This is a genomic window from Candidatus Manganitrophus morganii, from assembly GCA_021651055.1.
Lineage (GTDB): Bacteria > Nitrospirota > Nitrospiria > SBBL01 > Manganitrophaceae > Manganitrophus > Manganitrophus morganii.
Genome location: JAJHOH010000001.1, coordinates 796,402 through 814,697, shown reverse-complemented (window position 1 = coordinate 814,697; position 18,296 = coordinate 796,402). Strand labels below are relative to the sequence as shown.

Genomic DNA, 18,296 nt, shown 5'->3' with positions numbered 1-18,296 from the left:
GATATTCCCGGAGAGAATCCCCAAAATAGAACCCTCCTTTTTCCGGCCCCGACGTTGCAATGTCTCCCCCGCAGTCACTCGAGCCATCCACTTCGGATGTTGCCAATCCCTGCGAGGGGGTGCACGGCTTCCCTCCTTCGCAATGTCCACTCATCACAACGAATCAAGGAGGATCAAACAATGAAAAAGAATCGGTCGATATCCCATTGGGATCGACGTTGTCGGGAAGCGCTCTTTTTTCTGGCGCTCGTGGTGTTCTTCGCGATCAGCCTCTCCAGGGTTACCCTCGGTTATGCGGCGCCGGTGACGGGGACCAAGAAGGTAATGGTCCTCCGGGTCCATTTTGCCGATTATGCGGCGAATTCGCGGTACTCTCTCGCGCAGGTTCAAGGATTTTTTGGGAACCTCGATACCCTTTGGCAGAATACGTCGTACAGCAACATCACAATCGACTCGGTGGTCTCCGACCTCTTCGAGCTTCCCGATAACCGAAACCTGTATGTCGATGATTTTGCGGACGGGGATCTCTCCAACGGGGGAAAGTTCTCCAAGGTCCTCAACGATGCGATTGCCGATTCTCCGGCGGGGCTCGATTGGACGAATGTCGATGCGGTGATGGTGGTGATGGCTGAAACCAACGCGGCCCAGTTCCACCGCGGCCAGGCGACAAAATGTAATTTGCCGATGGGCCCCGGAGGGGCGACCAAATTGGTTGGCTGCGCCATCTTCAGCGAAAACCCGACCGAAAGCGATCTTCAGGTCTGGGGACGCTGGGCGCACGAAATGGGGCATGCTTTTCAACAAGGGGGACCGGCCCATCCGAGCAACTACAACAATGAGTTCGAGCTGATGGATAGCAACTACCCCGGCCAGACCGGGGTCTTCGAGAAGCAAGACCACACCGGCTTTCCGGGGTGGTTACCCGGAACGAAATACCAGCTCTTCACCCCACCGAGCGGCGGAGGGTTCGCGGAGATCTGGGCGATGGAGTATCCCCCCGCCAACTTGCCGAACATTCAGGCGGTGAAAGTGGAAATCACGGCCAATTTTTACTACCTGATCAGTGTGCGGCGGCGGGTCCTCGGCGATGACCTCAACGGCGACTTCACCCCCGTCGGGATTCCGGCGGAAGGGGTCTTGATCGAGCGGGTTTCGGAGGGATCGGATCCCTGGGTCACCGTGATCGGCCCCGGCGGCTCCGGGGGGACCTGCACCGCCCCCGGCTGTAACCGCAATGCCCTGTGGCAGGAGGGACAGACCTACGACGGCGGCGCGGATGGGGTCTTCATCAGCATCTTCAAGAAGACCGACCCCGACCATTATTTTATCCGGGTCGCCTACGAGAAACAGACCTTCCAGCCAGACGTGATGTTGAATCCCTGGACCGCGCCGCCGGGGAATACCTGGGAGACGACCGATATTTGGGTCGACAGCCCCGTAAACGGCTATGGAACGTACCGGTATGGGACCTGGGCGGATGGAAGCGGCGGGACGGTGCCGACCGGCAACGGCGACGACCCGGTCGTCGGCCAGGTCAACCGGCTTTATGCCCGCGTTCGGAATGTCGGTTTCTCTCCGGCGACCGACGTCGTGGTCAACTGGGAGATCACCGATCCCCCCGGCGTCGGAATCGCCGGGGCCAACGGGTGGGCCCTTATCGGGATGGTCGATAAGAACAGCTTTCCGGGACTGGCCAATATCCCGGCCGGCGGGTTTGTCGACGTCTACGTCGAGTGGACGCCGAATTTCACCGTCTCGGCGGCCGACATGGCGGCGGGGGTCTTTGCCTTTCACACCTGTGTCCGGGTGAAGCTGAATCAGGTGGCCGGCGAAACGGTGCTGGGCAATCAAGACGGCGACCGGGAACAGGAGAACATCTCTTATTTCCAAGCGGTGTCGCCGGGGGCGCCGGGCGGCGCCACCTACAAACATGTGATTCGCCTCCGCAACGACGATCTGGTGAATAAGAAGATATTTTATCTCTCGTATCTTTCGACCCTGCCTTCCGATTGGAAGGTCGATTTCAACGGCGGGGTGCAGGGAGTGGAGCTTTTACCGAACGAGATGCGCGAGCTTCCGATCACGATCGAACCGGGAAGCAGTCAGCCGATCGGCAGCGTTTACGGCGTCGATGTCTCCGCGTCGAGCATGCGGCTGTTGAAGAACGATCTCAATCCGAAAGATCAACATCCGGAATTTAAACCGCTCGGCGGGGTCCGGGTGGAGGCGCGTGTCCTGGCCCCGGTGAAGGTGAAGTGCCGGGCGTTTCGAAATCCGGATGGAACCCTCCGTGTCAGCGGCGACTTTTTCGCCACCCCCGACTTCGGAACGGTTCTCTCGAAATATTATCACCCGGAGCAGCCTTGGCCGGTCTTGATCGTGGGGGTGGCCGACGGCCGCTTTCTCGATCGATCGAAGCAGGTCGTGACGGTCGCCAAAGACGGAACCTTCGAAGGACTTTTGAGGCCCGAGAAGGTTCCGGCGCAGCAGATCGCTTGCATGTTTGCCGGAACAACGGAGCTGGCCAGCGCCGCGAGCGGCTATGTCGTGCCGACGAATCTGGTCAACGGGATTGACTTGACCGAAACGGCCGTGAGCAATCCGCCGTCCGCGGTTGTGTCGGGCGCCGGTTTTGCGGTGACCGATACGGTCTTCAACCAGGGGGCGGCCGCATCCGGGATCTCCACCACCCGGTACTACTTCTCGACCGATACACTCAAGAGTGCGACCGATAAACTCTTGACCGGCAGCCGCGCGGTGCCGGCCCTCGCCTCCGGCGCGACCTCAGCCGGAACGGTCACCGTCAAAGTTCCGGCCGGAATCGTGTCGGGGGCCTATTACCTCCTCGCCTGCGCGGACGACACCAAGGTGGTTGGGGAGAGCAACGAAGCGAACAACTGCCGCCCTTCCAAGACGGTCGTGAAGGTGAGCGCTGCTGATCTCGTCGAGACAGCAGTGAGCGATCCGCCGGCGAGCGCCTTGAAGGGGAGCAGCTTCTCGGTGAAGGACAACGTTCAAAATATCGGGAATGCCGCCGCGGCGCTTTCGGCCACCCGGTATTATCTGTCGCTCGACACCCTCCGGAACGGGGGAGATGTTCTTCTGACCGGCGGCCGGTCGGTCCCCGTTCTGAACCCGGGGATCTCTTCGACCGGAGCGACCTCCGTCACCGTTCCGACGACCACCGTTGCCGGAAGCTACTTTCTGCTTGCCTGTGCCGATGACAAGGGGGTCGTTGTTGAAAGCAATGAGACGAACAACTGTAAAGCGTCTCTCACGAAAGTGAAGGTTCCTTGATGCGGTTCCCCCTCTTCTCTTCATGGGGAGAGGGGGATTGCATGATTTTCCTTCTTAACTAGCTCCTTCGAATCGCCATGCTAGCCCTTTGCGGTGAGTTGACCCCTCTGAGTGGGGCGTGGTTTTCTGGTCTTATCGGGTGCACGCCCGCGCGAGGAATAGCGATCGGTCATTCAGACCGGAATAAAAACCCGAGCTCAAGGAGGGGAAGATGTTTAATCTTTTGACGCGCAACTGGTGGCTGCTCATCGTTCGGGGAATCTTGGCGATTCTCTTCGGTGTGCTGGCATTCATCCGGCCGGAGATTACTCTGGCTACAGTCGTTCTATTTTTTGGCGCTTATGTTTTTGTAGACGGGATCTTTTCGATTATTTTAGCCATGGGCGGTTGGGACTATATCGATGATTATTGGCTGCTCCTGCTGCAGGGGATTGTCGGCGTCGGCATCGGACTGCTCACCTTCTGGGCGCCTGGAATCACGGCGCTCAGTCTGGTGTTTTACATCGCGGCCTGGAGCCTGGTTGTGGGCGTCCTCCAGATTGTGGGGGCCGTTCGTCTAAGAAGAGAGATCGAAGGGGAGTGGTGGCTGGTGCTGAGCGGTGTGGTGTCCGTTCTCTTCGCCGGAATTTTAATGTGGAACCCCGTCGCGGGGGCCATCGGACTTCTCTGGGCCATCGCGATTTATGCCGTTATTTATGGGGTCATTCAAATCGTGCTCGGCTTCAGAGTTCACGGCTTGCGTGGACAGCTGAGGAGGGCGGAGGCGTAGGAGTAAATTCAATTAGAATCTGTCGATTAGGAATTGGAGCGCGAAGGCACAGAAGAGAGCCTTTGATTCCTAATTGAGCCATTCCTAATTCTTAATTGAATTTATTTGTACCGGCCGGCCAGATCGGCCAGCGAGACAATTCCGGCCAGCCGCTTCTCTCGGCTGAGGACCACCAGCCGCCGAAGCTGCTTCTCCTGCATCAGCTTGGCCGCTTCTTCCACCTCTGCATCTTCGAAACAGTAGACGACATCCGATAACATGGCGTCTTGGACTTTGGTTTGGGTTGGATCGTCTCCCACCGTCCGGATGTTGACATCTTTATCGCTGAGCATCCCCACGACACGATCTCCATCACACACCGGCAAGACGCCGATCTTCCGCTCCTGCATCTTTTCAGCCGCTTCTTGAAGGGTCGCTTCGGGGCGGATCACCTCGACATCCTGTGTCATAATTTCTTTCACCTGCATTGTCTTCTCCTGTCGTCGTTTTGCTCCGTATCATTATGAGCGTAACCCGCCGCCCAGAATGGGGTCTATCCTCCAAAAGGATTACTCCTTTCGGGGAATGGTTCTATTCAAGCTCATCGGCTAAACTAAGTTGTCACCATGATTACAACCCAACCGGAGGAAACGACCATGATGAAGAAGATTTTTGGTTTGATTGGTGTGTTTATGATGGTGTTGACGCTGGCCGGCGTCGGCTTTGCCGGCAAAGCGGTCACCGGAGAAATCGTCAAAATCGACGGCGAGATGGTCTCGATCAAGGACGACTCGGGCAAGGTTCAGCAGGTCCATGTCGATCCCAAAGCCACCAAGAAGACCGGTGAGCTGAAGCAGGGCGCGAAAGTCACCGCTCAGGTCAATGATCAAGGCCACGCCGAATCGATTGAAGTAAAGAGTTAAGCAGCGTCGCAAATATTGGAAGGCCCTCCCTTATGCACTACGAGTAGGGGAGGGCTTTTTTTATTTTCAGATGTTTCTTTTACTTTCCTCTTTGGATCAACCTTCTTCATCTCTAATATACCCCAATATACCCAAAGTTTGACTTTCTCTTTTGCGGTCATTATGATGCGTAAGTCTGCCTCCGTATATTCCAGCAATAAAAGAGATCAGGTGTCATGGGTCAAATTCAACCAATATTTTATATCCTTGCTGTAATTGCGGTCGTTGCCGTCTTCTTCTTTTGGTTTATGGAGAGAAAAGCGGTGACAGAGAACTCTGACCGGACGGCCGTCATTGGCTTTTGGAAACGCTTTGTCTCGGATGTATTAGATGCCTTTTTACTGGGGCTTCTCGGTTTTATGCTCTTTTTCCTGGCTCCCGTTTTTAACATTCTTGGAGAGAAAGGCTGGTGGATTGGACTCGTTGTGACCTTCCTTTATGCGGGCATTTCACAGTCTGCCATTGGAAATGGTCAGAGCCTAGCCAAACGGTTGCTCGGTATTCAGGTAATCAAGCGAGACGGAACGTTCATGTCGCTCTCTGAGTCTTTTTTACGATATTCCGTTTTAGCGTTTATTGCTTATGGAGGTTGGATATTAGCCGGGCTTACAGCTAGCTTCCCATTTCTTAAACAAGATTGGTTCTTGACGTTTTTTGGATTAATCCAGATGGTCTGTTTTTTGGGGGTGGTGTTGATCGTACCGGTCCACCCTTTGAAGCAGGGGCTGCACGATCTTCTTGTCAATACAGTCGTGGTGAGAGTAGGTTCGTTTACCCCAGAGAGAATTGAAGCGTTGAGAGATGTTCGAAAGGAACGACGAGCTTATGTCATTATTTTTGTAATGGTTGCACTCCTCGTTATGGCAGCAGGCACCATCAAGATCTTTTTCACTGATACGGACACACTCTCAAAATTGTTTGAAACTTCTCGGCGCATCGAAGAAGTAACCTCTTTTCAAAATATCGGTTTCGAATTCAAAGTGAATTCGGGAGAACTGGTTTTAAAAGGTTTTCTGCCGGTATCTAAGTTTAATGATAAAGATGTATTGCAAGCAGAGGTCAAAAAAGCAGTCGATCTGGTTATGACAGACCGTCCGGTACAGAAGGACTTCGTTCTGACCTTTCAGGTAAGAACGGGTTACAACATTGGAATTACCTCACGTTACAACACACAAGTATTCCGATTCTCCTCGAAAGATCTAGGGCAAAGGAAAACGATTAAATTCAGAGCAAGAACTTCTTTTGTCGTGACGCCTGTCTCTTTTAATCATTAACATCCCAGAATTGACTTTCTTGCAGGGGAACAGTATCATGCGGGTGTTTGCCTGGGATAGCCCATGGAGCAATTCGGTTCTTCGTAAACCACTCCACTGGAGAGGGGGTCGGCGATGGCGGAAGCGAGGGGGATCGGAATTAGAAGCCCGTTGCGATCCCTCGCCCGACTTTTCTTTCTTTTCATCCTTCCTTTCTTTTTCCTTGCTGCCTGCTCACTTCAGAATCTTAAAGAAGGGGAGTCCCTCGCAGATACTTCCAAGGGGCTCCTCGTCGGCACGGTTGAGTGGCGGCAGGGGGGACGGCCCGTCGAATCTAAATCGAGATTCCAACTCAACAACCTTCAATGGAAACGCAGGACGTACATTCACAACCTCGAAGGCTCCGATTTCCGGATTCCGCTTGCTCCGGGAAAATATTCTTTCACCTCCATTACGGCGTTCAATCCCGAGATCAACAAAACCACCGGGAGAAAAGCAGCGAATGTTGGTCTCGTCTTCGTGAACCTCCTTAACTTTGTAACGGCACCTTTTTATTTTGCACTTATTCCAATCATCGATTCCGTCTCGTTCCTCTATCCTGAGAATGCGTTCGAGATCAAAGAACATGAAGTCACTTATGTTGGAAAGATCATCATCGATCTTGAAGATCCCCTCCCTGCGGGAACGGCAAAACCACAGATCAGGGTAGTGGATGAGGAGGATCGAATCGCTGCGGATCTCCAGACGATAGGCGGGATTGAGGGGATTGAGAAGCGGCTTCTGCCTGAGGTTACGCCCCAGGTAGATGCGGATTCACTTACGGTCAAGACAGAAAAGGTGAGTGATCTTTGATATCAACTATCTTTGATAGAGAGGAGGTTTCATCATGGCGATCGATATTCGGAAAGATCTGAAGGTAATGTTTCCCCAGTTGGTAGTGGAAATGAATCCTGATGTGTTTCCGGTTGTAGAAAATGTTCATAGTGTACCGATTGAGCAGTAATCTAAAACACAAGCCAAAAAGGCAAGACAGACTCAAATAAAAAGGCGTGACTATCGCTTTTTGAGAGTGGCGTAGCTTAAAAGAAGGTCAAGCCTGAAATGAAAACTCAGGAGATATTATGAGCAAACAAAGTCGATATCGCTTCCGAAAGATCGACAACATAGGTGCCGCGGATGCTCAGGAAGACGAACAATTCTTGAAGACATGTTTCATAGATACTGGTGACTTACAAATGCTTCGAGACTGTTCTGATCCACATCACTTTGTTATGGGACGAACTGGTTCAGGTAAAACTGCGCTTCTTCGCCAGTTGAAGGAAGTGGAAGGAAGAGTAATTGAAGTACAACCTCAGAGCTTAGCGCTTGCCTATATTTCCAACTCCTCTATCCTAAATTTTTTATCACAACTGGGGGTTAAGCTTGATATATTCTTCAGACTTCTTTGGCGTCATATTTTTACCGTGGAGATATTAAAATATCATTTTAATATCAGAAATGAAGCAGATAAGATTAGTTTTGTCGAAAAAATTAAAAATTTATTTCGGGATAAACAACACACTCAGGCACTGGAGTATTTAGAAAATTGGGGAAAGATGTTTTGGGAAGAGACTGAGTATCGTATTAAAGAGCTTACAAGTAAACTTGAAACTGATTTGAGTGCTTCAATCCTCACAAAGATTCCTGGCATCACATTCACCAATGAGGGATTGCAGAGGCTTACTGAGGAAGAGAAACAGGAGGTTATTCAGAGAGCCCAACATGTTGTTAATCAGGTTCAGATACGTCAATTGTCTGATGTGATTGACTTGGTCAATAAAGTAATCACTGATTCTCAGAAACGATACTACATCGTAATTGACAGATTGGATGAAAATTGGATTGAAGACAGCCTAAGATATAGGCTTGTCCGCGCACTTATCGAAACCGTTCGAGATTTTCGTAAGGTTGAACAAGCAAAAATAATAGTTGCACTCAGGTATGACCTTCTTGACCGAGTTTTTAGAATAACGCGTGATGCAGGGTTTCAGGAAGAAAAGTATGAATCGATGTATCTTAATCTACGCTGGACAAAAGAACAATTGATAAATGTGCTTGATACACGTATCGATTTCTTAATTAAGCAGTCATATACATTGCAAAAGGTTACTCATAAGGATATCTTGCCGAAATTAATCAAAGGACAGCCAATCATAGACTACATTTTAGATAGAACAATGATGAGGCCAAGGGACGTAATTTTATTTTTTAATTATTGTATTGCTTTGGCTACTGGAAGTCCTGAAATTACTACTCAAATGATAAAACAATCGGAAGGTGAATACTCTCGGACTCGTTTACGTTCGTTGGCTGATGAATGGTATGCCGACTATCCACAATTAATAAAATTTTCAAGCTTACTCAAGAACCGCCGAAAAGTATTTTCAGTAACAGAAATAGCTGAGGATGAAATTTCCGACTTTTGCCTCACATTTGTATCTGATCATTTGGATGAAAAGGATAGCTTATCAATTGGAGCTAAGAAGGTAGTAGATTGTACCTTATCTCCTCTCGATTTCAGAAAAGAGATTATTCGTATTTTTTACCGGGTTGCCTTAGTTGGATTAAAACTTGAAAGCTATGAAGTAGTATCTTGGAGTATAACTGGAAGGCCAAGCATCTCACCAGCAGAAATTAATGATAAAACGCGCGTCTCTATACATCCATGTTTTTGGCGAACTCTGGGTATCCAAGATAATTAATAGGATGAACGGCTTGGTCCTACTCCATATGCCTAATTAGACCGCCTGCCAAACCGCATTGTAAACACCCGTCACATCATCCTCGCCAAAGTTAAGATCCCCATTCACCACCACCTCCACCTGCACGGTCCCATACTTGGCAATGACGCTGTGCAACTCAGCCCCTCCATTTTTGCTTCCCGAAAAGTATCCCCTCTTCATCATTCTTTTCCCATTGATTCGTCTATGACATACGGGTATCATCCCCGGTATATTTAGCGGCCGAGGCCGGTTTACATCCAGGAACACAAATGAAAAAAGTTTGGATCGTCTGGAGCGCGGTTTTATTCAGCCTGTTTCTCATAACGGGGTGTGGAAGCCTCTCGCAAGGATCGGCGGAAAGCGCCGATCCCGCCGCGCCGATCGTGACCGGCGTCAGCCCAACGGAGGCCAAGGTCGGAGAAGAAATCCGGGTGACGGGAGAGCGGTTCGGAACCGGCCAGGGAAACAGCAGCCTAATCGTCGGCGGCGCGGCGGCGACGCAGATCGTGAGCTGGAGCGATACGGAAATTATCGCCGTTGTGCCCGAGGACGCGTCGAGCGGATCGGTGAAGGTGGTGATCGGCGGAGCGGAAAGCAGCCCCGGGTTTCTGGCGGTCTTGTGGACCCAAGGAAATCCGGAGAATGTGGCGATCTCGGCGGCGGCGAGCGACCAACAATCTCCCCAAGCGGTCTCCGACGGCATCGGCGGGATGATCATCGCCTGGATGGATATTCGCAGCGGGACGAGTTTCGATATCTATGCCCAACGCGTGAACGGGAGCGGGACAGTGCAATGGACGAGTGACGGCGTCCCCATCTCGACCGTGGCGGGCAGCCAACAGCACCCCCAGATCATCTCGGACGGCGCCGGCGGCGCCATCATCACCTGGCAAGATGACCGCGATGGAAATTTAGACATCTATGCCCAGCGGATTAATAGAGACGGCGTCGTGCAATGGGCGGTCGATGGGATCGCCGTCGCGGCAGGGGGGCACGCCGAGTTCTCCCCCCAGATCGTCCTGGACGGCGCCGGCGGAGCGATCATTGCCTGGCAGGATGATCGCAACGGAAAGATAGATGTCTATGCCCATCGGGTCAATGCGAACGGAGCCGTCCAGTGGGCAACCGGGGGTGTCGTCGTCTCCACCGCGGCGACGAACAAATTCTTTTTCCGCTTGATCTCTGATGGCGCCGGAGGGGCCGTCCTCGTCTGGCAAGACGATCGGGGCGGAGATTGGGACCTCTACGCGCAGCGGATCAATCGAAACGGCGCAGTCCGATGGTCCGCCGACGGCGTCGCTGTTTCCATTGCGGCGAATACCCAGGGCGCGCCTCAGCTCGTTTCGGACGGCACAGGCGGGGCGATTATCGTCTGGCAGGATGATCGTGATGGAGCGTGGGACGTCTACGCGCAGCGGGTGAATGGAAGCGGAACAGCCGCGTGGACCGCCGACGGGGTGATCATTTCAAATGCGGCCAATGACCAACTCGCTCCCCGGCCGGTGTCGGATGGCGCGGGCGGGGCGATCATGACCTGGCAGGATGGTTCCGGCCAAACCGTTTTTGATGTCCGCGCCCAGCGGGTCGACGGGAGCGGGGCGGCACACTGGGCCGCCGGCGGTGTTGTCATCTCCTCTGCCCCCGACATTCAGGGGATGCCTCAGTTGGAGACAGACAGCGCGGGCGGAGCAATCATCGCTTGGCAGGATCTTCGCGGCGGAAGTTGGGATCTCTATGCCCAGCGGGTGAATGAGGTCGGAGAGGTGCAATGGAGCATCGACGGTGTTGCGATCTCCACCGCGCCGGGCGACCAGAAAGTCCCCCTGCTGATTTCGGACGGCGCCGGCGGGGCGGCCGTCGTCTGGGAAGATTCTCGCAATGGAACCGACGCAATCCCAAGCTGGGACATCTATGCTCAGGGAATCACCGCCGGCGGGAAACAATAAGAGCAATGCCTGTACCTGTACAAGAAGTTTCATCCTTCGGGGGTTGAAGTTGCCGGATCATTCTGCTTAAACTAAAAAAAGTATGGCTGAAACTGCGGAGGGTTAAATCTCAATGGGGGGAGATCCTGGATGAAATGGCCCGGGAGATTCAACATCCTCAGGGGGAGCCCGTCTCGTAAGATGGGCTACGCCCTTGCCCTTCTGGCGACCGGATCGGCGCTGTTTATCAAACTGGCGATCGGCACCTTAATCGAGTCGCCCCCATTTCTTCTTTTCTTTGCAGCGGTCATGATCAGCTCCTGGTACGGCGGGCTGGGCCCGGGATTGCTGGCGACGTTTTTGGCGACGCTGGCCGACGTTTACTTCTTTTTTCTTCCCTCTCAAGCATTTGAGGTAAAAAGTCTCGATATTTTGATGGTCGGCTTATTTGTGTTGGAGGCGGTGATCATCAGCGTGTTGAGCGAGGTGCGGCTTTCGGCCCTGCGGCAGGCTGGAGAGATCAACCGTCTCAAATCTCAATTCCTCTCGATTGTTTCCCACGATCTTCGCACGCCGCTGAATGCCATCATCGGCTACAGCAGCCTCTTAAGAGAGCCGCGCGTAAGTGAGAACGTCGCCAAACGGGAAGAGATGCTCGAAAGAATTCACCAGAATGCCCGGATACAACTTGATTTGATCAGCAACGTTCTCGATCTCAGCCGAATCGAAACCGGAAGGATCGAGATCCAAATGGAGCGGGTCGATCTCTCCGAGCTGATTCGGGAGATCCTCGATACGCTGGAACCGCTGGGGACGGAAAAAGGGCTGGTCGTCGACTTTGTTGATGATCCGACCGCGCCCGCGATCCGGACCGATCGAGGGAAGGTGAGACAGATCTTCACCAATTTGATCGGCAACGCCATCAAGTTTACAGAACGGGGATCGATCCGGATCCGGGTCATTCATCTTTCTTCCCAAAAGCGGCTTTCCGTGGAGATCAGCGATACCGGAATCGGAATTTCCGAGGAAGATCTCCCCCATATCTTTGACCAGTTCTATCAAGCGCCTGCCTTTAAAGAAGCATATGGTCCAGGCACGGGATTGGGGCTGTCGATTGTAAAGCGCTTTGTCGATCTTCTCGGAGGAAGCGTCGAAGTCGTCAGCAAACCGGGCGCCGGCTCTACCTTCACCGTCCGCTTCCCATACGAGCTGCCGCCGAATCTTTAATTTTTCTTTTTCATTCCTAATCGAACTTCATCTCCTGTTGCAGGGTCCTGCGGACGGTTCCAATTGCTCGACGCTCATTTCTTGATCGCCGTTAGCAAAAGCCCCCTTCAGAAGGTTGTGGTCGTCGAACTGAATTCCAAAGTCGGCATAGAAAGTATCGCCGACGCGGCGGTAGATGCCGTAGCCGCGCCGCACGATCGGGTTGGTCATGCCGGAGACATGCACATCCTTTTGGCGGAAGATGGAGCCGGGGACGGTCAGGTTGAAGGGGATGGCGCTGTGAACGAATTCGAAGGCATTCTCCTCGTCGCTCACCCGGCCGATGTTGATCAGCGGGCAAAGATACGATTTAAAGCGCTCCATCCTCGGATCGTTTTCTCGATGCCCCAATGCGCCGCACTGCATGATCGGCGTGGCGAATTCTCCGACCAGCCCCATATGAGGGACAATATCGGTGGTCGTTTCATCCAATGGGAGGATCGGATTGTTCAACGCCACCATCCGGATCTGTTCGTTGGCGTAGCTGTATGTTCCGGAGAACGCCACGTCCTGTCCGTTGTCGAGGGTGATGTAGACGTTAAAGCTCCCGTCCGACCGGAAGTCGAAGTAATAGGTGAGCTGCGAATTGCTTCTGCCGCAGACGAAGATGACGTCGAACGGTTGATTGGGTGTAAACGGGAAGAGGTGATCGATCTCGTTTTGCACCGCTTGTTGATTGCCGCCTCCCGCGCCCCCTCCATTGCCGCCGGAGCCGCCGCTCCCGCACCCCGATAAAAACAATCCGATGAGCAATATGATACTGATCTGCCGCTTCACCATTTGTCTCCTCCCCGCCGGTCGGCGCTTCGTGAACTTTCCCCAGGGCTTGTCTTAGCAAGGGAGATGCCGGAGATTTTTCCGGCCGGCGCAGTGTTTTTAAGGGTTCTTTTCGTATGAGAAGGGGGAGGAATCCCGGCTTCCGGAAGGAACCGGTTCCGGTTTCCGGAACGGCACTCAATCGATCGGGAAACGTCCTGACTATTTTGGATTTAGCGACGATGATGCGCGTTTTACCTGCTCGATCATCCCTCAAAACTGAGCAATATTGACCAGACCACTTTCTATTCTTACAGGCATAATAGGCACTGGTAAGATCACAATGAAAGGAGACCCCCATGAGCATAAAAAAGATTGGATTTCTATCTGTGTTTCTGATCGCATTGTCCACCCTCAACGGCTGTTACGGCAAGGCAGGTCCCGTCTCGGACATACCTCATTTTACTTCCCCCTCCGGCTGGCCCAGCGCGGCCGCCGCGGAAAAGAACAATGAAGGAGTCGGCCACCTTATTCAGTCCCATTGGGATGTCGCCGCTCCGATTTTTAAAGAGGCGATTAATCTCTCCTCCAATTTTCCGGAGCCTCATTTTAATCTGGGGGTCGCTTTAGATGGGATGGGGAAACACGATGAGGCGAAAGAAGCATTTCAGAATGCGAAAAAGTTCGGGGCGGACGATCCAAGAATCGTAAAGAGTGAAATTTTAGTGAAACATCTTAGAATGTAATCTTCTTGTTAAAATGACGTTCGTAGGCATAGGAGATTCGACTCGGTCTCTCCTATGCTACGAACGAGCCCTGTGGAGAGCAATGCTCTCCGCAAACCCTCCTGGTTTTACCCCCCATTCCTCATCATCCTCTTCTCTTGTAATCTTCAATCTGCTTCCTGTAAGATGCATAGAAAGATTCATTCCTAAAGAATGAAGCTGAAGGCGCTGGACCCGAAAATGGAAAATAAAATCGGTATTCGAAGCCGGGCTGAAGCAAAACTGACGAGAAGCAAGGCCCCTCCGAAGACTCTCTCCCCGGAAGAGACACAAGAGTTGATCCATGAGCTGCAAGTTCATCAGCTCGAGCTCGAGATGCAAAACGAGGATCTCCGGTCGAGCCGGTCGGAACTTGAAGAGTTACTGAGCCGATATGCGGATCTCTATGATTCCGCGCCGATCGGTTATTGCACCTTGGATCAGAACGGGCTTGTCCTGGAAATAAATCTGAAAGGCGCGGAGCTATTGGGGATCGAAAGAAAGCAGTTGATTCAAAGGCCGTTTTTAATGTATGTCGCGGAGGAAGATCGCGCCCGATTCAGGTCTTATCTGAGCATGGCTTTAAAAAACGGGGGGCGGGAAACATATGAGCTCAAATTAAATCCGAGGGAAGGGTTCCCCTTCGATGCCCGGATAGAACAGACCATTGGGAAAGACATCGATGAGCGTTCCGTCCGGCGAATCGCAATCATCGATATTACCCGGCAGAAGCAGGCGGAGAGAGAAGAGAAGAAACTCCTCGCCCGTGAACAAAAGGCAACACTGGAAGCAGAGGAAGCCGGCCGGTTAAAAGATGAGTTTTTAGCGACCGTCTCTCACGAATTGCGCACCCCCCTGAATGCGATCTACGGTTGGGCGCATCTGCTTCAAACGGGAGAAGCCGATCCTGAAACACGAAATACCGCGCTGGAAGGGATCGAGCGGAATGTCAAGGCGCAGGAGCGTCTTATTAACGATCTTTTGGACCTCTCCAGTATGATTACAGGAAAACTTTGTCTGAAGATCCGTCCGTTGAATCTGGCGGAGATCATTGAAGCCGCCGTTGAAACGGTTCGAGAGGCGGCCGAGGCCAAAGGAATTGAAATGAAATTGAACGTCGATCCCTCCATCGAACCTGTGACGGTCGATCCGGATCGAATGCAGCAGGTTTTCTGGAACCTCCTCTCGAATGCGATCAAATTTACGCCACAGGAGGGAGGGGGCATCGAGATTTTCTTGGAACGGGCGGATCGTTCGATTCAGATTCGTGTCAAAGACAGCGGAATCGGCATCTCCTCCGATTTTCTGCCGTATGTTTTCGATTGTTTTCGTCAGGCCGAGGCGAGCGCCACCCGATCCCACGGGGGACTGGGGCTCGGTCTCGCCATTGTGCGGCACCTCACAGAGCTGCATGGCGGAAGCGTTTCGGCTGAAAGCGCCGGAGAGGGGAAGGGAACGACCGTCATGGTTCGGCTTCCAATCCGGGCGGTCAAGAAATAAGGAAAATCGCTCTCATCCGCAGAATAGATTAATCACCCCGCATTGATTCCTGATTGAAATAGACATTTAACACAAATCCTCCTTACCCGCCTTATCCCGTATTTCTCATCCCCGTCGCAATACAATTGATCGTCAGCAGGATGGCGTGGATCAGCTCTTCGCGCTCTTTCTTTCCGAGCTTTTGCGTGCGGAGCTTCTCGATCAGGTTGACCTGAATGTAGTTGATCGGGTCGAGGAAGGGGGTTCGGAGGCGGATCGAGCGTTGAAGGGAGGGGTCGTTGTCGAGGATGTCGGTTTGTCCGGTGATCTGCTTGATCGTCTCTACCGTCAGGTCGTACTCTTTCCGGACCTGTCCGAAGATGGCCTTTCGCAATTGCGGGTCGGAGACGAGCTCGGCATAGTGCTGGGCGATGTGCATATCGGCTTTCGCCAGCGTCATCTGAATGTTGTCGATCAGATTGTTGAAAAAGGGCCAACTTCGGTACATCTCGGAGAGGAGCGGGCCGTGGAGGGCGGGATCGCGATCGACGAAGGCCTTGAAGGCTGATCCGAGCGGATACCAGGCGCCGATCATCTGCCGGCTCTGCGTCCAAGAGAAGATCCATGGGATCGCCCGGAGATCTTTCATCGACTTGGCCTGGGAGCGGAAAGCGGGGCGGGAGCCCATCTTTAAAAAGCCGATCTCGGAGATCGGCGTCGATTCCTGAAAATACCGGTAGAGATCGGGATGCCCGACCAGATCGCGATAGCGCCGGTAGGCGGCCTGAGAAAGTTCTTCTAACGCCCCCTGGAAGCGGGCCATCCGCTCGGCATCGATATGAGAAGGGGTCGGGCCGAAGGTCGCCTTCAGGACGCCGGTAATCAGCAGCTCCAGTTGATGCGACGCCGTCCCCTGGTTGGCGTACTTCGAGGAGATGACCTCTCCCTGCTCCGTAATCTTGATCCGGCCTTCGACGGTGTGCGGCGGCTGCGCCAGAATGGCCCGATGGGTGGGGCCCCCGCCGCGGCCGACCGTTCCGCCGCGGCCGTGAAAAAGGGTCAGCGCGATCCCTTCTTTCCGGGCGACCTCCCAGAGGTGGATCTGGCTTTTATAGAGCGCCCAGCTCGACGTGAGGATGCCGGAATCTTTGCTGCTGTCGGAATAGCCGAGCATGATCTCCTGCTGCCGTCCGCGGGCCTCGAGCTGCAACCGATAGGCGGGATTCTGCAAGAGCCCCTGGAGGACCGCCGGGGCGGTGCGCAGGTCTTCCGTCGTCTCGAAGAGGGGGGCGATGTCGATCTCGCTCCGGAAGCCGCCGTCGGGGGTGGGGCCGCAGAGACCGGTCTCTTTCGCCAGGAGGAGGACGGCAAGGATATCGCTCATCCCGGAGGCCATGCTGATGATGTAGCTGCCGACGGCGTCCGGACCGAGCGCTCCGATGATTTTCTTCATCGCCGCGAAGGTGTCGATGACCTCCTGGTTTTCGGGCGACAATGTCCAGTGCGGAGAGAGGAGGGGGCGCATCGTCATCAGCTCGCGCGTGAGGACTTCGACCTTTTTTTCCTCGTCTCCGGAGAGGAAGCCGGGATAGAGCTTGACCCGGTTGAAGATCTCGGCGAGCGTTTCGCGGTGGCGCGCGGCGTCCTGGCGGATGTCGAGACGGGCGAGGTGGAAGCCGAAGACCCGGACGCAGGAGAGCATGGCATCGATCTCCATTTCGGCGGGCCGGGCGCCGCGGTGGCGGGTCAGGCTCTCGCGCATGACCTCCAGGTCGGCCGCGAATTCGTCGGCGTTTCGATAGCCGCGCGCCGGCGGGGCATCGTCGTCGATCTCTTCGCGGAGGCGCCGGTCGAGCTCTTGCTGGGTCGCTTCCAGCTTCAGCTTCATAAAGCCGAGCTTCTGGCGGTAGGGCTCGTGTGGATTCCGCGCCCGGATCCGCTTCACCGCTTCGGGAAAGAGGAGCGCATCGGCTTCGATCGACCCGAGCAGCCTGTCGGAGACCCCGACCAGATGCCGCGAAGGGCTGAGATTAACGACCAATTGGTTGAGCGAATCATGGTAGAGCCGGAAAATCAGGTCCTTGTGGGTGAGGACCGTCCACTCCGTGTCTTCCGCTTTGACGAAGGGATTTCCGTCGCGGTCGCCGCCGACCCACGAGCCGAATCGGAGGAAAGGGGGGAGGGGGGAGTCGACCGGAATCCCTTTTTTTCGGAAGTGGTCCCGAAGCTCCCCATAGAGGCGGGGGATGACGTCATAAAAGGTCTCTTTGAAGTAGAAGAGGATGTTCTGAGCTTCCTCCCGGACGGTCGGCCGCTCCAGATGGAGGTCTCCCGTCTGCCAGAGGAGGGTGACCATGTTGTAGATCTCCCGCTCGATCGCCCGCCGCTCCCGCGGGGTCCAGATCGGATTCTCCAGCCGGAAGATCAGAAGATAGATCGCCCGGTATTTCTCCAGGATCGTCTGCCGTTTTGCTTCGGTCGGGTGAGCGGTCATCACCGGCATGATCTCGATTTCACCCAGCCGGGCCAGTTGTTTGGCGAGCGTCGGGCGGGTCCGCTCGGAGAAGTAGTGCGGGAGGGCCCCCTCGACAAAGCCTCCCCTCCGCTCCTCGTGGCGCCGCGCCTGCATGGCATGGTTTTCTTCCGCCACGTTGAGAAGATTGAACGACAGATCGAAGGCGGAGACCACCTGCGTGCAGGTGGCGAGGTCGAGCCGGTCGATCATCCGGAGGAGCTTCTTTTCCAGCTTCGGATCGTAGCGGTCGCGCAGCGTCCGGCAGATTCCCCGGAATTGATCGACCCAGCCGACAAGCGACTCCCCCCCCTGCTCCAGCAGGACATCCCGGAAAATATCCTCCAAATAATCGACGCCGGCCTGAACGGGGCGCAGCGACGCCCTCATCGCGGCGGCTGATTTGGGTCCTTTCTGTCGGGGCGGTTTGGCCATGGGGGTAAATTTAACAGCCTTTTGACCTGGAATCAAGAAGTTCCGGCAACTGTAGCGGGATCCGTGCCGGACTTAAAATCGCGTTGACTTCTTCCTGACGGCTTCTTTAGGATATCGGGGCGGATCGGCCCGACGTC

The 18,296-nt window shown here is 54.1% G+C and carries 14 protein-coding genes; 10 read left to right on the top strand and 4 right to left on the bottom strand.

Features of this window, described 5'->3' with window-relative positions:
* Positions 1-180: 180 nt before the first annotated feature.
* Positions 181-3,297, top strand: a complete 3,117-nt coding sequence (locus MCM46_03645) for a hypothetical protein (GenBank protein ID MCG3110900.1) — start codon at positions 181-183, stop codon at positions 3,295-3,297.
* A 211-nt stretch (positions 3,298-3,508) separates the two neighbouring features.
* Positions 3,509-4,066 carry an HdeD family acid-resistance protein gene (locus tag MCM46_03640; GenBank protein ID MCG3110899.1) on the top strand — a complete coding sequence of 186 codons (558 nt, stop codon included), beginning with the start codon at positions 3,509-3,511 and terminating at the stop codon, positions 4,064-4,066.
* Between the two features lie 101 nt (positions 4,067-4,167).
* Here the strand turns inward: MCM46_03640 and MCM46_03635 are convergent, their stop codons facing one another.
* On the bottom strand, positions 4,168-4,533 hold the full coding sequence (locus tag MCM46_03635; protein MCG3110898.1) for a CBS domain-containing protein: 366 nt from the start codon (positions 4,531-4,533) through the stop codon (positions 4,168-4,170).
* 168 nt (positions 4,534-4,701) lie between these two features.
* Between MCM46_03635 and MCM46_03630 the strand changes: the two genes are divergently transcribed.
* The 4 genes from MCM46_03630 (at position 4,702) to MCM46_03615 (ending at position 9,001) form a co-directional block, all read left to right on the top strand.
* Entirely contained in the window at positions 4,702-4,968 is a 267-nt protein-coding gene (locus MCM46_03630; protein MCG3110897.1) for a hypothetical protein, read from the top strand.
* A 215-nt stretch (positions 4,969-5,183) separates the two neighbouring features.
* Positions 5,184-6,281, top strand: a complete 1,098-nt coding sequence (locus tag MCM46_03625) for an RDD family protein (protein MCG3110896.1) — start codon at positions 5,184-5,186, stop codon at positions 6,279-6,281.
* A 114-nt stretch (positions 6,282-6,395) separates the two neighbouring features.
* A complete protein-coding gene (locus MCM46_03620) occupies positions 6,396-7,112 on the top strand; it encodes a hypothetical protein (GenBank protein MCG3110895.1) in 717 nt (238 codons plus the stop codon).
* A gap of 269 nt (positions 7,113-7,381) precedes the next feature.
* On the top strand, positions 7,382-9,001 hold the full coding sequence (locus MCM46_03615; GenBank protein MCG3110894.1) for a hypothetical protein: 1,620 nt from the start codon (positions 7,382-7,384) through the stop codon (positions 8,999-9,001).
* A gap of 36 nt (positions 9,002-9,037) precedes the next feature.
* Here the strand turns inward: MCM46_03615 and MCM46_03610 are convergent, their stop codons facing one another.
* Positions 9,038-9,205 carry a hypothetical protein gene (locus MCM46_03610; GenBank protein ID MCG3110893.1) on the bottom strand — a complete coding sequence of 56 codons (168 nt, stop codon included), beginning with the start codon at positions 9,203-9,205 and terminating at the stop codon, positions 9,038-9,040.
* 86 nt (positions 9,206-9,291) lie between these two features.
* Here MCM46_03610 and MCM46_03605 point away from each other — a divergent pair, with 86 nt between their 5' ends.
* A complete protein-coding gene (locus tag MCM46_03605) occupies positions 9,292-10,968 on the top strand; it encodes an IPT/TIG domain-containing protein (protein ID MCG3110892.1) in 1,677 nt (558 codons plus the stop codon).
* Positions 10,969-11,097: 129 nt separating this feature from the next.
* On the top strand, positions 11,098-12,174 hold the full coding sequence (locus MCM46_03600; protein ID MCG3110891.1) for a HAMP domain-containing histidine kinase: 1,077 nt from the start codon (positions 11,098-11,100) through the stop codon (positions 12,172-12,174).
* Positions 12,175-12,201: 27 nt separating this feature from the next.
* Here the strand turns inward: MCM46_03600 and MCM46_03595 are convergent, their stop codons facing one another.
* Positions 12,202-12,993 (bottom strand): hypothetical protein, encoded by a 792-nt coding sequence (locus MCM46_03595; GenBank protein ID MCG3110890.1) that lies wholly within the window; start codon positions 12,991-12,993, stop codon positions 12,202-12,204.
* Between the two features lie 335 nt (positions 12,994-13,328).
* On the opposite strand from MCM46_03595, the gene MCM46_03590 reads away from it, so the two are divergent.
* Both MCM46_03590 and MCM46_03585 read left to right on the top strand, forming a co-directional pair.
* Positions 13,329-13,715, top strand: a complete 387-nt coding sequence (locus MCM46_03590; protein ID MCG3110889.1) for a hypothetical protein — start codon at positions 13,329-13,331, stop codon at positions 13,713-13,715.
* A 219-nt stretch (positions 13,716-13,934) separates the two neighbouring features.
* Positions 13,935-15,233 carry a PAS domain-containing sensor histidine kinase gene (locus tag MCM46_03585; protein MCG3110888.1) on the top strand — a complete coding sequence of 433 codons (1,299 nt, stop codon included), beginning with the start codon at positions 13,935-13,937 and terminating at the stop codon, positions 15,231-15,233.
* 91 nt (positions 15,234-15,324) lie between these two features.
* Here MCM46_03585 and ppc read toward each other — a convergent pair whose 3' ends face one another.
* Positions 15,325-18,159: a phosphoenolpyruvate carboxylase gene (gene ppc, locus MCM46_03580; GenBank protein ID MCG3110887.1), complete on the bottom strand. Its 2,835-nt coding sequence runs from the start codon at positions 18,157-18,159 to the stop codon at positions 15,325-15,327.
* Positions 18,160-18,296: the final 137 nt, after the last annotated feature.